Origin of the sequence: Colwellia sp. 6_MG-2023, from assembly GCF_030547765.1 — a bacterium.
Lineage (GTDB): Bacteria > Pseudomonadota > Gammaproteobacteria > Enterobacterales > Alteromonadaceae > Colwellia.
In genome coordinates this window covers 93,142-109,571 of the sequence record NZ_JAUOPP010000011.1, presented here as the reverse complement: position 1 = coordinate 109,571, position 16,430 = coordinate 93,142, and the positions used below count along the sequence as shown (strand labels likewise).

At 36.8% G+C, this 16,430-nt stretch carries 10 protein-coding genes; 5 read left to right on the top strand and 5 right to left on the bottom strand.

The features are described 5' to 3' along the window. Nucleotides 1–102: 102 nt before the first annotated feature. Complete coding sequence (locus Q4503_RS09090) at nt 103–2,658, top strand: acylase (protein ID WP_303602053.1); 2,556 nt, start codon at nt 103–105, stop codon at nt 2,656–2,658. 120 nt (nt 2,659–2,778) lie between these two features. Further along, nucleotides 2,779–3,843 (top strand): protease SohB, encoded by a 1,065-nt coding sequence (gene sohB, locus Q4503_RS09085; protein ID WP_215973713.1) that lies wholly within the window; start codon nt 2,779–2,781, stop codon nt 3,841–3,843. 182 nt (nt 3,844–4,025) lie between these two features. Here sohB and Q4503_RS09080 read toward each other — a convergent pair whose 3' ends face one another. Further along, entirely contained in the window at nt 4,026–5,363 is a 1,338-nt protein-coding gene (locus Q4503_RS09080; protein ID WP_215973714.1) for a dicarboxylate/amino acid:cation symporter, read from the bottom strand. Nucleotides 5,364–5,589: 226 nt separating this feature from the next. Here Q4503_RS09080 and Q4503_RS09075 point away from each other — a divergent pair, with 226 nt between their 5' ends. Continuing rightward, entirely contained in the window at nt 5,590–7,800 is a 2,211-nt protein-coding gene (locus tag Q4503_RS09075) for an Ig-like domain-containing protein (RefSeq protein ID WP_215973715.1), read from the top strand. A gap of 269 nt (nt 7,801–8,069) precedes the next feature. Here the strand turns inward: Q4503_RS09075 and Q4503_RS09070 are convergent, their stop codons facing one another. Then, the gene (locus Q4503_RS09070) at nt 8,070–9,176 is read right to left on the bottom strand and encodes an arginase family protein (protein WP_303602052.1); all 1,107 of its coding nucleotides are present in this window, start codon (nt 9,174–9,176) and stop codon (nt 8,070–8,072) included. A 427-nt stretch (nt 9,177–9,603) separates the two neighbouring features. On the opposite strand from Q4503_RS09070, the gene topA reads away from it, so the two are divergent. Further along, nucleotides 9,604–12,294: a type I DNA topoisomerase gene (topA, locus tag Q4503_RS09065; protein WP_215973717.1), complete on the top strand. Its 2,691-nt coding sequence runs from the start codon at nt 9,604–9,606 to the stop codon at nt 12,292–12,294. A 99-nt stretch (nt 12,295–12,393) separates the two neighbouring features. Here topA and Q4503_RS09060 read toward each other — a convergent pair whose 3' ends face one another. Together Q4503_RS09060 and Q4503_RS09055 are read right to left on the bottom strand one after the other, a co-directional pair. After that, nucleotides 12,394–12,762: a ribosome recycling factor family protein gene (locus tag Q4503_RS09060; protein WP_215973718.1), complete on the bottom strand. Its 369-nt coding sequence runs from the start codon at nt 12,760–12,762 to the stop codon at nt 12,394–12,396. Between the two features lie 86 nt (nt 12,763–12,848). Continuing rightward, the gene (locus tag Q4503_RS09055; protein ID WP_215973719.1) at nt 12,849–13,616 is read right to left on the bottom strand and encodes a hypothetical protein; all 768 of its coding nucleotides are present in this window, start codon (nt 13,614–13,616) and stop codon (nt 12,849–12,851) included. A gap of 355 nt (nt 13,617–13,971) precedes the next feature. Between Q4503_RS09055 and cysB the strand changes: the two genes are divergently transcribed. Continuing rightward, on the top strand, nt 13,972–14,946 hold the full coding sequence (cysB, locus tag Q4503_RS09050; protein WP_215973720.1) for an HTH-type transcriptional regulator CysB: 975 nt from the start codon (nt 13,972–13,974) through the stop codon (nt 14,944–14,946). A gap of 67 nt (nt 14,947–15,013) precedes the next feature. Here the strand turns inward: cysB and Q4503_RS09045 are convergent, their stop codons facing one another. Beyond that, nucleotides 15,014–16,390 (bottom strand): L-serine ammonia-lyase, encoded by a 1,377-nt coding sequence (locus Q4503_RS09045; protein WP_303602051.1) that lies wholly within the window; start codon nt 16,388–16,390, stop codon nt 15,014–15,016. Between the last annotated feature and the right edge of the window lie 40 nt (nt 16,391–16,430).

Sequence of the window (16,430 nt, the reverse complement as noted above, 5' to 3'; positions counted from 1 at the left end):
AAAGTATTAAGTTTGATAGTTATTTAACCTTAATCCTCTGATGATTTTGTTTTTATTAATGTTAGTCTAAGTGTGACAATAATAAATAATCGGGGATATAAAATGATTAATAAAAACGGATGTTTCTTAAGTTTGGCTATACTCTTTGGCTTAAGCGCCTGTGGCAGTGATAATGATAAAAACACTGAGTTGCCAGCACCGGTAGAGCCACCTGTAGTGTCTCCAAGTTTGGTGGCTTTTGATGAAGATGGAACACTAAGCGCTAATATACGGCGAACTAGTTATGGCGTACCTCATATCACAGGTGATAATTTACAAAGTGTTGCTTTCGGTTCGGGTTACGCTTATGCACAAGATAATGCTTGTATTTTGGCAGATCAAATACTGAAAGTACGTAGTGAACGTGCTAAATATTTTGGTCCTGATAAAGTTTTAGGCTCAGGTGATTCTGGTAATATTATTTCTGACTTTGGCCATCATGCATTAGGTGTAATGAACTCAGCAAAAGAATTATACCCAAGCTTGTCAGAAAATACCCGTGCAACAATTGAGGGGTATGTGGCCGGTTACAATAAATATATAGAAGAAACGGGGAATGAGAATTTAGCGCCTTTTTGTGCAGGAGCATCTTGGGTGACAGCTATTACACCGATAGACTTAACCGCTTATTTATTTGCAACTTCTCAATATGCGAGTGGCGCTAACTCAACGTTTATGCAACTTGCCTTTTTAGCGAATCCAAATAGTGCAACTGAATATCTACCTTATGTTGGTGCTAGAACAAAAGGTGCACCTGAACAATCGTCAATTGGCTATGCAAATGAAATCATTGCTAATGTTGCATCGGTATCCTCTACATTTGGTAATACAAATATAGATTTGGGAGATTTAGGATCGAATGGTTGGGGAATAGGCAAAGATAAAACAGAAAATGGCAAAGGTATACTTCTGGCTAATCCACATTTTCCACACACAGGTCACTTACGATTCTATCAATCACATATTACTATTCCTGGCGTTATGGATGTTATGGGCGGCGCTCTGCAAGGCTTTCCTATTCAAAATATTGGCTTTAACCAAAATTTAGGGTGGACACATACTGTTTCTAAGTCACGTCGGTTTGTTGTTTATCAATTAAGCTTAGAAGGTGACAATAAGCAACAATATAATATGGATGGCGAAAGTCGTGATATAGAAAAGAAAACTTACTTTGTTGAAGTAGCCGCTGGCGGTGGGCAGTCGGTCATTTTATCTAAAGATTACTATTACTCACATCATGGTTTAATTATTGAGACGCCGCCAAATAATGGTATGGAGTGGACAGAGAGTAATGCTTTTACGTTACGAGATGCTGCTAAAGAAAATACTGATATGATTGATCATTGGTTAGCCATGAATTTAGCGACTAACCTTGACGAGTTTCAACAGGCGTTTAAAGATTTTGATGGTATTCCTTGGGTGAATACTATGTATGCAGATGATCAGGGAAATGCTTTTTATATAGATAAATCCCGTGTATTAAATTTAAATGATACCGCCCTTGATTTAATGCGAACAGACCCTGTATTAGTAGGAACACGTCAATCGGTTGGTTTTGATATTCTTCCGGGCAATACTGCATTGTTTGAACCTAATGGATTGAATAGTTATGAGCAAGCACCACAACTGTTAAATACCGACTATGTCCAAAACTCCAATGATCCTTATTGGTTTACCAATCCAACAACGCCGTTATCGGGCGCTTCAATTTTATATGGCGATGATTTTAGTCCCCTATCATTAAGGACTCGTATGGGGTTGAAAATGTTAGCAGACAGCTCTGGTGAGGATAATAAGTTTTCCGCTCAAGAAGTTGAGGAAGCGCTATTAAATAATCGTGCTTATTTAGCAGAAGCAGTGGTTGATGATTTAGTCGCACAATGTCAGGCACAAGGTAATACATTAGTGGTCTTAGATAACGGTATTACCGTTGATGTTTCTGCTGGTTGTTCAGTTTTGGCTAATTGGGATAAACGCTTTAATAAAGAGAGTAGTGGTGCACACTTATTTAGAGAATTTTCTTTTAAATTTAATAGTACAAGTCAATTTTCAGTTCCGTTTGATCCTGATTTAGCAAGCACAACACCTAATACCTTAGTTAATGACGGCTCAGCGTTAAAGTCACTGGCTGCAGCAATTAAAAACGTGGAAGCCTCAGGTTTAACATTAGGTGCAATGATAGGTGATATACAGTTTACCGAGAAAACGATGGCAAGTGGTAATGCGAGTGGAACTAAATTTTCATGGGCAGGCAGTATGCATCAGGAAGGTGGGTTTAATGTGTTTTCTTCAGCTCAATCTGATGATACCTTAATGCCAATACATCAATATCCAGCGGTTGTTGATATAGAAACAGCACAGCCGCTCCCTTCAGAGTTAACAACAGAAGGGTATCATATAAATTATGGTTCAAGCTGGATGTTTGTTGTTAATTTTACAGATAATGGGCCAAGTGCTCGTGGGTTACTTAGCTATTCTCAGTCATCAAATACTGACTCTGTACATGTCGATGATCAGAATAGGTTATATTCAGAAACCACAGCTTTAAGACCATTACTGTTTAGCGAAGAAGATATTAGTGCGAATATTATTAGTGAAATAAATATTAGTTCTAATTAGGTATGTGATTTGAAATATAGCTCTTGGTCAAGACTAAGGGCTTTTTTTTATTTTTTTTATCCCCATATAACACCTTGATTTGAAAAATTTAAAATAGCGTAAAACGCTCAGGAGATAAGCTTGGAATTTTTATACGAATATGGTTTGTTTTTAGCTAAAACAATAACTTTTGTCATCGCTGTTGTTGCTATTGTTGTGTTAGCTACAGCTTCAGCTATTAAGCATAAACATAAAAAGGGTGAGTTAGAAATTACCGACTTGTCTGAACAATTTGAAGAAGTTGAACAGGAAATTGTTCATGCTTTATTAAATGACGAAGAGTTAAAACAGAAAGAAAAAAAGGATAAAAAATTAGCAAAAGAAAAAGCTAAGGCTGATAAAGCATTAGCTAAGCAAAAAGAAAAATCAGATGATGAAACTGAAACTAAGAGTAAGCCCAAAGTGTTTGTGCTTGACTTTAAAGGCAGCATAGACGCTAAAGAAGTCAGCTCTTTACGTGAGGAAGTTTCTGCTATTTTGTCTGTAGCTACGAAAGATGATGAAGTTTTTGTTCGATTAGAAAGTGGCGGCGGCATGGTTCATGGCTATGGTTTAGCCTCATCACAGTTAGACCGAATTCGCCAACATGAAATACCTTTAACAGTGTCTGTTGATAAAGTCGCTGCGTCGGGTGGTTATATGATGGCTTGTGTTGCAAATAATATCATTGCAGCACCTTTTGCTATTCTTGGCTCTATTGGGGTTATTGCTCAATTACCTAATTTTAATAAGTTATTAAAGAAAAATGATATTGATTTTGAACAATTCACTGCGGGTGAATTTAAGCGTACCGTTACAATGTTTGGTGAAAATACCGAAAAAGGTAAGGAAAAATTTATTGAAGAGCTTGAAGAAACTCATGTACTGTTTAAAGATTTTGTTAGCGCACACAGACCAAGTTTAGATTTAGCTAAAGTTGCCACGGGTGAACATTGGTTTGGTACAACGGCATTAGCGTTAGGTTTAGTTGATAGTATTCAGACAAGTGATGATTATTTACAAAACTTAAGTAAAAGTCATAAAATTGTTGCAATTAAGTATGAAGTTAAGAAAGGTTTAGCAGAAAAGTTTTCTAAAGCCGCGTCACTTTCTGTTGACGGTATATTAGGTAAGTTAATGCAGAAAAACCGTATCTTTCCTGGCTAAAAATAAATGATAAACCTTAGAAAGGCTTGCTAAGGTTTATCTAACTTATGTTTACTTAAATCATATTTGTTTAGGTCGTTTAAAATACCCACTATATAACCTTCTATATTGCTGCTGATAATAGCATATAGAAGGTATTTATAGTGTAGTAAAGTATGCAGCTTACTTAAAACTGCTAAGACTTAGTCTTTCAAATGATGGAAATCGATATCTTCAATCTTACTGCCAGCCTTTTCATCTAAATACATATCATTATCAAATTGTCCTTCTGATTTTGCGACAATAATACTTACCATGCTATCCCCAGTGACATTAACCGCTGTTCTCGTCATATCTAATAGGCGATCAACACCAATAATTAAAGCAATACCTTCAACCGGTAGGCCGACTTGTTCTAGTACCATAGCTAACATAATTAAACCTACACCAGGAACACCAGCAGTACCAATAGAGGCAAGTGTTGCTGTTAATACTACAGTTACATAATCTGCTAAGGTCAAATCTTGACTAAATACTTGTGCAATAAATACAGTAGCAACACCTTGCATAATTGCTGTACCGTCCATATTAATAGTTGCACCTAAAGGTACTGTAAATGAAGCAATTGAATTCTTCACTCCCATCTTTTTTGTTGCTGTTTCTAGAGTTACGGGAATGGTCGCGTTAGAACTCGCTGTAGAAAAAGCAAAGATAGTAGCATCACGCATTTTCTTTAAGAAAATAATAGGGTTTAAACCTGTCATTAGTTTGAGTATTAAGGGGTAGGTAATTACGGCATGACCAATTAATACAAACAATACAACTAAGAAATAAACGATTAAATTACCAAAGGTTTCAAGTGAAACCGTAGTAAATAACGTCGCTAATAATGCAAATACACCGTAAGGCGCAAGATTCATTAGTATTGCTACTAAGCGCATTATAACTTCGCTTAAGTCTTCAAATAAACTCGCTATTCGTTCACCTGCCTTACCAGATAAAGCAATAGCAATACCAAAAAGTAAGGCGAAAATGATAATTTGTAGCATTTTTCCTTGTGCAAACGCTTCAAATGGGTTGGTTGGAAACATTTGAATAATGACTTGAGCAAATGAAGGAGCTTCTCGACTACTAAAGCTTGTATTAGCTGTCATACCTACGCCTTCTCCTGGGCCTATAATAATAGCAACGAAAATAGCAAAACTAATCGCTATTGCCGTTGTTATTAGGTATAAACCAATCGCTTTACCGCCTATTCTGCCGAGCTTGGTCGTATCTTGAAGTGAGCAAACACCACAAACAAGTGATACAAAAACTAATGGCACTACTAGCATGCGTAAGCTAGCCATAAATATTTGGCCAATAATTTCAAGTACGCCATCGACAAGAAAATTTTGAAGTGATAACTCGAATAAATATAAGTTGAAAACTAAGTCGTCACCATTAGGCATTAGCACCTGTAAAAAAGAACCTAGGGCTATACCTGAAATCATACCGATAACTATTCGGGTAGTTAAACTGCTTTTTTGGAGAGTTGTCATAGTGTGTAAATACATTATTAATATTATTAGCTTAATAGATTAACAATAAATAAGAGGATTAAAAACTGTTTTGCAAATTTAGCGTTTGGATTATTTAATTTTTTTCTTAACTTGCTTGATGCTTAAGCTTTTTTGGAAAATTTAAGGGATTAAATTGTACTTTTTTGTTATTTATCAGTTAATATGATTTATGTAAATTAATTAAAAGACAATAGGAATACCTTTTATGGAGTTACTTCGACGCTTTAGTTTCACTCTGTTATTAATGACGTTAACTACACTAGTAGCATGTGGTGGCGGTGATGAGGGGTTTTCAGTAGATGGTGAGGCAGGTAGCAGTAATGGCTCGAATGATGCCATAACTATTACATTAGCTCTCGCTGATGAAGAACTGCCTTCTACGTTAACTGCAACGGTTTTGAATGCAGGTGTGCCTTTAAGCAACACACGTGTTCTATTTCAAATCGATGATGCAGACTATGGATTTTTTACTCCAGAAAAAGGCACTGCAACAACTGATATAAATGGTCTCGCTAATATTACATTAAACTCTGGTGTTTCTGCAGGTACAGGTCAGATAATAGCTCTCCTTGATAGTGGCGAAGAAAGTGAACCATTTTATTTTAAGAATCAAGGCGCAATAGATGTTGTTGTTCGTCTAGGAAGTGGTGAACCTTTTGCTGATGGAGTAGCTGAATTAGGGTTATCTCAAATATCAGCAGGTGCGACGACAGTAGTGACAGTCAGAATTATTGATGAACAAGGTAATCTTTATAAAGATCCTGTGGAAGTTGACTTTTCTTCACGCTGTACGCGTACGACGCCGGAAACTGCTTCGTTAAATTCCCCCGTAACTACTTCTAATGGCGTAGCTACCAGTACCTATTTAGCCAAAGGTTGCGTTCATGATGATCAAATAGATGTGACTGCTAATGTTGGTGATATGAATTTATCTGCAACTGCTGTCGTTAATGTTCAGGCTGCGGATATTGGTAGTATCGAGTTTGTTTCATCTTCACCTGAAGTTATTGGTATTTTAGGAACTGGTGCTGTTGGCGGATCAGAAAGCTCAATAATTAAATTCAGAGTATTAGATACAAACAGTAACCCAGTGAATAACCAAGTTATTAACTTCTCTTTAAACTCCAATGTTGGTGGAATAAAGTTAATTCCTGAAAGTGCAACTACTAATAGTGAAGGTATTGCACAAACGGTTGTTAATTCGGGGACTGTTGCTACATCGGTGAGAGTTAAAGCTGAGATTGATGATAGTGACCCTATAATCGCATCGCAATCTAGTTTATTAGTGATCTCTACAGGGATACCAGATCAAGATAGTTTTAGTTTATCTGCTGATATACTTAACCCAGAAGGTTGGAATATTGATGGAACTGAAGTTGTTGTGACCGCACGATTAGCTGATGCTTATAATAACCCAGTTCCAGATGGTACTGCCGTTAGCTTTACCACCGAAGGGGGGAGAATTGAACCATCATGTGTTACTGTGAATGGTACTTGTAGCGTAGTATGGAATAGTCAGAATACGAGACCAGAAGGTCATGTTTTACAACATACGACTGCGGATCCATATACCTTGATTGATGGTACTTTGGCGGATAGAGTTCACCCATCTGAGCGTTTAAATACCTTAGGACAAAAGTATGGCGGTAGAGCGACGATACTTGCTACGGCTATTGGTGAAGAATCTTTTCCTGATTTAAACGGGAATGGTCGGTTCGATGCTGATGAAATGACAACCTTCTTATCCACGGACATTAGTGGTCGTTCCTATGATTTAACAGAAGCTTTTGTTGATCATAATGAAGATGGTTTTTATAACCCGAGTGAAGGGCGTGATGTCAATGATAGTGGTAAATTAGAAGAGTTTACAGATTTTAATAGTGATAACCTTTTTACAGATAAAGATAATAAATATAATGGTGTCTTATGTGCTATTCCTGCTCATGCTGGTTGCTCTGAAACGGATAAATCAATAAATGTAAGAGGTTCAATTGTTTTGGTTATGTCTGGTAGTAAGGCTTTTTTTACCAGAGAAACAACATTGGATGGTGTTTCAGCAACGTATGATCATGATTCTGATGAAGATACAGCTGAGATTATGAATCCAGACTATAACTTAAATGATGACATTGTACATATTGATGGCGAATCGGTTGGTGGGGCTGTAATAACTATCAGTGATTTACATAATCAACCTATGCCAGCAGGTACACAGATTAATTTCAGTTCTTCAGTAGGTTCTATTGTTGGCCCAAGTAGTTTTGTTTGGGGGAATGATAATCATAATGGCGGTGAAACGTTTAGCGTCAATATTAAAGGTGAAACAGAGCCTAAATCTGGTAGCTTAATTGTCGAAGTTATCACACCTAGTGGTAGCTCAACAATTTATAATGGGATAGGTATCACGATTAATTAACTATTAATACAGTTCAGGCGCCATATGAGCATTGCGGCGTAAGTGATAACTATTTAAAAATTCATTAACAGTTTTTTATATAATTGAAAATCCGATATCAGGACACTGTTATCGGATTTTTTTATCAATTTAAAAATAATTAATTAACTTCTTTAAGACAGAGGTTGATAAATAGCACATTTACTTGAAAGTAGTATCCTATCTAATGTAACAGTTATTAATCAGTATCGCTGACTGTAATTAGGCTATGTCAGGCTGATTAATAACTATTATTTACTTATTTCATTTATCAAAAAAGCTGAAATTTCCCCCGCTACTTTTAATGTTTTTTCTTGGCTAATTACGCCCAGCCCTGAACTATCAGTAAAGGGAGCTATTTCCATCATATCAGCAGCTGTTATTGGGTATTTTTCTGCAATGGCTTGTAATATTTGCATGGCTTCTTGTGGCATTAATCCGTCAGGCTCTGGTGTTCCTGTTGCTGAAGCATAACTGTCGTCAATAGCATCAATATCAAAACTAACATAAAGTTCATCAATATTTTGTTCTGCTAATTGCGCAAGAATATTACTGATAACCTTCTCTATGCCTGCCTCTTTAATTTCATGTGCCCAATGTTGTTTGACGCCAAAGGTATTTTCCCAATGTGACTTTGGTTTACCACTTGAACGAATACCTATTTGAATTAAATGCTCAGGTGCCGGTAAGTCATTTAAAATATGGGTACACCAAGAGCCAAAACATAAATCGATACCTAAACGTTCTATTAATAAGTCTGTGTGGGCATCAAAATGAATAATGCTAACACGCTTACCTTGTTCCTTCTTAGCTTGTAAATATGTTTTTGTTAAAGGGTAGCTAACACTATGGTCCCCTCCTAAACCAAAAATACCTTTTTCAGGAAATGCAGCATAAAAATCATGCAGAACATCTTCAGTAATGCTTAAGGGGCTAACGCAATAGTTACTTTGAACATTTTGATACAAAGCTTTACGACAATTGCTGAGGGTGGCTTCGTTTAAATACTTATCTGACAGTAAGTGAGGAATAACGCGAACATCACCTAAATCAAAAGTGTTCAGGTCAGGATAATTTTCAAGTAGTGTCGAACGAATAAATAAGGGCCCCCAATTGGCACCACGTAATATTCCACCGCCACAATCTGATGCTATACCTAAAATAACGGCGTTAGAAGCATCAGGAAGCCTATTTAACGAGCTTTTCCATAAATCATCAATGCCAGTGGCTTGACCGAAGATTGTTTGATGTAATTGCGCTTTACGCTCCTTGGCTGTATTTACGGTAAAAACACCGTTACCAGGCGGGCATAAACATTGTGTTAATTTATCTTTTAGTTGTTCTGGTAATTGCGACATATTTATCTCAGTTAGCGGTTTTTATTATTGAAAATTACAAGCTTAAATTAGTTTTTTAGAATTTAACCCTTATTTTTTCTAGCAAAGTCGATTATGATTGCGCTCAAAAGGGCATTAAGTGGTGTAATTAAGCTTGATGTTATTAGTTGGTATTCGTCTTTGGTTATTATAGCCAAAAGCAGCCTTTAGTTATAGGCGAGTAAGTAAGTGCAAAAATAAATACTTGTTAATTTGCATATTTATAGATATATGTATAAATAGGTATGCAACTATATTTTTTAAAATGAAACTATTTTTATCTTTGTTTGGGTGAGGTTAAAGGGCACGCTCGCACTTTTTAACTCAAATAATAAATGAATAATAAAACAAAAATTAATTTATCTTCATGTGTAGATAAACTGTCGAATAAGCAGGATTACAAATTTTTATGGCAAAATCACTTGTTATTGTCGAGTCGCCAGCCAAAGCGAAGACAATTAATAAATATTTAGGTAAAGACTTTATTGTAAAGTCGAGTGTTGGTCATGTGCGCGATTTACCTCATAGTAGTACGGGTAAAAAAGTCGCCGCTAAATCACCTGCAGAAGTGCGTAAAATGGCACCGGAAGCAAAAGCTAAATATAAAGCAAAACGTGATAAATTAGCGTTAGTTAATCGAATGGGAATCGATCCAGAAAAGAACTGGGCTGCTAATTATCAAATACTTCCAGGTAAAGAAAAAGTTGTAACCGAACTTCAAAAACTTGCTGAAAAAGCTGACACCATCTATCTCGCAACCGATTTGGATCGCGAGGGAGAGGCGATAGCATGGCACTTAAAAGAGCTCATTGGTGGTGATGATGCTAAATTCCGTCGAGTTGTTTTTAATGAAATAACGGAAAGCTCTATTCAACAAGCATTTTCAACACCCGGTGAATTAAGTATGCCTGGTGTTAACGCGCAGCAAGCACGTCGTTTTCTTGATCGTGTTGTTGGTTTTATGGTTAGCCCTCTATTGTGGAAAAAAGTCGCTAGAGGATTATCGGCTGGGCGTGTTCAATCCGTTGCTGTTAAATTAGTTGTTGAAAAAGAAAGAGAAATTAAAGCATTCGATCCTAAAGAGTTTTGGGATATTATTGCCGATACACACGCTAGCACGGGAGAAGCATTAACCTTAGATGTTACTCACGAAAATGGTAAGGCTTTTAAGCCTACCAATAAAGCAGATACAGATAAAGCATTAGCGCTGTTAAAACCTGCCAATTATGTTGTTAGTAAACGTGAAGATAAACCGTCAAAGAGTATGCCTTCTGCGCCATTTATTACTTCTACATTACAACAAGCAGCAAGTACTAAATTAGGTTATGGTGTTAAACGTACGATGGGTTTAGCTCAACGTTTATATGAAGCCGGTCACATTACTTATATGCGTACCGATTCAACTAACTTAAGTAAAGATGCTGTGGAAATGTGTCGTACTTTTATTAGTAAAAGTTTTGGTGAAAATTACCTTCCTGAAAAACCGAAGGTATACGGCTCTAAAGCTGGTGCTCAAGAGGCGCATGAAGCGATTCGTCCATCGAATGTGAAAGTTGAATCTGCCTTTATGGAAGGCATTGATGCTGATGCTAAAAAACTTTACGATTTAATCTGGCGTCAGTTTGTTGCTTGTCAAATGACAGCAGCACGTTATACGGTTAGTACACTTACTATCAGCGCTGCTGATTTTGATTTAAAAGCGAAAGGTCGTGTGATGCAATTTGACGGTTGGACACGTGTTCACCCTCAACTTGCTAAAGGTGATGATAAACACTTACCTGATTTAGCGGTAGGTGAGGTATTAACACTTGATCATTTAGAGCCAACTCAGCATTTTACTAAGCCACCAGCTCGTTATGGTGAAGCTTCACTGGTTAAAGAATTAGAAAAACGCTCTATTGGTCGACCATCAACGTATGCATCGATTATTTCAACCATTCAAGATCGTGGTTATGTACGTTTAGATAAAAAACGTTTTTATGCTGAAAAAATGGGTGAAATAATCACAGATAGCCTGTCAATTAGTTTTGAAAAATTAATGAGCTATGACTTTACCGCGAATATGGAGCAAGAGCTTGATGCTATTGCTGCAGGTGAACTTGATTGGAAAAGTGTTTTAGATGAATTCTATAAGAACTTCAGCAAAAAATTAGCTTTAGCTAATATGGACTCTGAAGAAGGTGGTATGCCAAATAATAACCCTGTCTTAACTGATATTGACTGTCCTACTTGTGGCCGTAAAATGGGGATTAGAACTGCATCTACAGGGGTGTTTTTAGGTTGTTCAGGATATGCCTTGCCACCTAAAGAGCGTTGTACCACTACAATGAACTTAACACCAGGTGAAGAAGCCGTTAGTGTCTTGGCTGAAGATCAAGAAACAGAAGCGTTACGAGCAATGCATCGTTGTAAAAAATGTAACACTGCTATGGATAGTTACCTTATTGATGAGACCCGTAAGTTACATGTGTGTGGTAATAACCCTATTTGTGATGGTATTGAAGTAGAGCAGGGCACATTTAAAATTAAAGGTTATGATGGTCCGGTGTTAGAGTGTGATCGTTGTGAAGCTGATATGGAGTTGAAGTCAGGCCGTTTTGGTAAGTATTTTGATTGCACTAATGCTGAATGTAAAAATACACGTAAGCTATTGGCAAACGGAGAGGCCGCGCCACCAAAAGAAGATCCTGTTCAATTACCTGAACTTGCGTGTGAAAAATCTGATGCACATTTTGTCTTGCGTGATGGTGCTGCGGGTATTTTCTTGGCTGCGAACACGTTTCCTCGGTCTCGTGAAACCAGAGCGCCAAAAGTTGCTGAGTTGAAGCGCTTTAGAGACAGAATTTCTCCTAAGTTTTATTACTTGGCAGATGCTCCAGCAGAAGATCATGAAGGTAACTTATCAGTTGTACGTTATAGTCGTAAAACGAAAGAGCAGTATGTTATGACTGAGATTGTAACTGATGATAAGCCTAAAGCTACAGGATGGACTGCAAAGTACATCGATGGTGAGTGGGTTGAAGATATTCCTAAACCCAAGAAAAAAGTAGCAAAAAAGAAAGTAGCCAATAAGAAAAAATCAACTGCTAAAGAAGATTGATTTTTAAAGGGGTGAGCCATGTGAGTTAAAAAGAGAAGTTGATTATTTATAAGTTAACTTCATCACTATTAACTCAAGGCTCGCCACAAGCTTATCGATCTAATCAAACCCTTCCAACTCATCGATAATTTTCCTTGCTTGCGCTATAGTGCAGTCTGTTCTGGCAATAAGCGCACTTATCGTGACATTGTCTATTGTTGATGCAATCCTGAGTAGCTCATCATGACTCAAGTGTTGGTATTCACTTTTTAACAGTTTAGTTAACCATGACCAACTCGGTTCATTTGAGGCTTCTATAAAGGTAATTATTGCCTGTAGCTGTTCAAAGTTTGCAGTAAGCAGCCAATGACGAGAGCGACCAATACGTTTAAGTTCACAGCCTTGTTCTCTTATGTGAGCCTTTAAAGCATAAGCCTTCATTGTTCTACGTAAGAAGGAGTTTAGTGTAATGGAATTATTTTTTTCCACGTTATAATCTCATTGGGTAAAGCTATAAGAAAAAGCCAGCAAAAGCTGGCTTAGTTTTAATCTATATCAAGCTAAAGGTAGTGTTGCTACCATTTCTTTTTAGGCTGGAATAAAATATCTAATTCATTTTCTTCTTCTTTCGCCCTTTTCGCGGCATCTGACGCGTTGGTTGTTTTTAATGAGTCTGTTATATCTTCTAATTGTTGCTCTATTTCACTAGTTTTTGTATTGATATAGTCTGTTTTTATTGGATGGTTCGCCATTGTTTGTAAGGCTTTTTCAAAGTATTGGCGTGCTGAGCCAAACATCTCTTTATTTTGTGCTTGTATGCCTCGTTTCATTAAACTTTCTATATTAATTTTCAATTGCATTGCGTCTAAACGTTGATCCTCTTGTGTAAACGTTTGCGGATCAAGGGCACCCTTTTTTTGCTCAGATTTAATTATGACACGTAGTTTTTTAATGCATTGTAGAACCGCTAATACTTGCTGCTCATTCTCCGGAAGTACAAAATTTTCATCGTTACCTTGGCTAGTTGTTAATTCTTCTGCTGCCTTGATTTGAGCCTTAAGCGCGTTAATTCTATCTTCAAGCCCCTTAACCTCAGGCTTTAATTCTCGCATTGTAGTTGCGGCAGTTAAGCTTCGATTAGCTAATATTCGGGTTAGTTTTGGGCTGGAAGGAAGATTAACTAAATTAAGTATCAGTTCTTCGCTTTCATCCATAATAGCTTTTTGCTTTGCTACCTTAACTCTTTTTTCTGCATCTTGCTTTTCTTTATGTTGTTGAAAGGCACTGACAACCACAACTAATACAACGAGTGTGATGAGTAAACCTATGATAATAGCGATCATGTTAAAGCTCTTGTTTTAATAATGTGAACAATTATTCACTTTGATAGCTGTCAGTCTACAAAAAATGTCATGTTTAGCAAAGCCTAACTTACATTTAATTACCAGATTTAATTAGAGTACTTCATATTAAAACTAATCTTTGAAAACTGAATATTAAAATGAACATTCAAGTGTAGGGAATAATTAACCAATCTTATTGGTGGTTATAAATTATAATAAAATAATCTTTAGGTGTTTTTTCCATTAATGTTGAATTTTATTTACAAAAAATGCAATTTAACATGGAATAAATGTTCAATTAAGTATATCCTTTTGGTCTAAGAGTGTTCCTAAAAATCTTGGCTTTGGTATATATATGAAATTGCAACAATTGCGCTACATCGTTGAAGTGCTGAATAATAACCTGAATGTTTCAGCTACGGCAGAAGTGCTTTTCACCTCCCAACCAGGTATTTCTAAACAAGTTAGAATGCTGGAAGATGAATTAGGAATTCAAATTTTTGGTCGTAGTGGTAAGCATTTAACTCATGTTACGCCTGCGGGCCAAGAAGTTATTAATATTTCCCAACAAATACTTTCAAAGGTTGAAGGTATCAAAGCTGTTGCTCGCGAGCATACTCAGCCTGATGAAGGAAAGTTACGTATTGCAACTACGCATACACAAGCACGATATGCTTTACCTGAAGTGATACAAGGTTTTATTAAAAAATACTCCAAAGTATCACTACAAATGTCTCAAGGGACACCTGCACAAATTAGTGATGCAGCGGCAAAAGGTGATGCTGACTTTGCTATAGCAACTGAGTCACTACACCTCTATAACGATTTGGTTATGCTGCCTTGTTATCACTGGAACCGTAGTATTATCGTGTGTAAAGATCATCCTTTAGCACGCAAAACAGATATAACGATTCAGGATATTGCTAAATATGCTTTAGTTACCTATGTGTTTGGTTTTACTGGGCGCTCTGAATTAGACACTGCATTTGAAAAAGCTGGTGCTGTACCTAAAATTGCTTTTACAGCCACAGATGCTGATGTAATTAAAACTTATGTTCGTTTAGGTATTGGTATTGGTGTAATTGCTACTATGGCGATTGATCCTAAAATTGATCATGACCTTGTAACTATTGATGCTAGTCATTTATTTAGTGCAAGTACCACAAAAATAGGCTTTAGACGAGGTAGTTTTTTACGTGGTTATATGTTTGATTTTATTGAACGATTTGCTCCACATTTAAATAAGCATGTTGTAACTCAAGCTATGTTGTTAAAAAACAATACAGAAGTCGATGAAATGTTTGCTGATATAGAGTTACCCACTAAATAAACCATCGACTAGCTACGGTATCAATTACATCAATTGTTGATTAACCAAACTTTATACTGGCAGTGAATTAGCACTCTGTGATATTTACTGCCAAACCCCCTCGAGAAGTTTCTTTATATTTTGTTTTCATATCATTACCTGTTTCCCACATGGTTTTGATTACTTTATCTAAAGATACTTTCGATGTGCCATTACCACGAAGTGCTAATCTAGATGCATTAATTGCTTTTACTGAGCCCATTGCATTTCGTTCAATACAAGGTACTTGGACTAAACCACCAACAGGGTCGCAGGTCAGACCTAAATTGTGCTCCATACCTATTTCTGCTGCATTCTCTACTTGGATAGGTGTTCCGCCCATAATTTCAGTTAGTGCACCAGCAGCCATAGAACAAGCAACGCCTACCTCTCCTTGACAGCCTACTTCTGCACCGGAAATAGAAGCATTGGTTTTATATAAAATACCAATAGCTGCTGCAGTAAGTAGGTATCGGCTACAATCATCATCAGAAACGGGTTTGACAAATTTATCGTAGTAACATAATACGGCTGGAATAATACCCGCAGCTCCATTTGTTGGTGCCGTAACAACACGGCTACCGGCCGCATTCTCCTCATTAACAGCAAGTGCAAATAAGTTGACCCAATCCATTGCTGTTAATGGATCATTAGATCTTTCTACCATTAAAGAGCGATATAGAGCAGGTGCACGGCGAGTTACTTTTAAACCACCTGGTAAAATACCTTCAGTGGCGATGCCACGATCGACACTGCTACGCATAGCTTGCCAAATATTTATCAATTCAGCACGAATAAATGCCTCATCATTTAAACATTTTTCATTATCCATCATGATTGTACTAATACTAAGGCCTTTTTCTTGAGCGATTGCTAATAATTCTGCGGCATTAGTAAACTTGTGTGGTTTATCGATATTTTCATGTAGTGATAACGCTTTATCTTTCTCTCTTTCAAAGTCAATGTCTTGTACGATAAAGCCACCACCAATAGAGTAATATGTTTGTTCTAAAAGAAGGGTTTCTTCGTGATAGGCAAAAAGAGTCATTGCATTCGCGTGTGCTGGTAATGTTTTTCTATGATGATAAATAATGGCATTATCTTTAGGAAAGTTGACGATATGACTGCCATCGAGTTTAATTTTTTTAGTTTCAACTACTTGAGCAAGAATTTTATCAATGGAATCTACTAGAATACTTTCAGGTGCTTCACCAGATAAACCTAAAATAACGGCCTTACCTGTACCGTGCCCAATACCTGTTTGACCTAAAGAGCCAAATAACTCACATTTTACTCTATTCGTTTTAGTCAGTAATGCCTCCGCTTTAAGTGAATCCACAAAAAGTTTTGCAGCTTTCATCGGGCCAACTGTATGAGAGCTAGATGGTCCGATGCCAATTGAAAACATATCAAATACACTAATCATAATTAAATACCGAATAAAATTTGAATAATCTTATATTTTG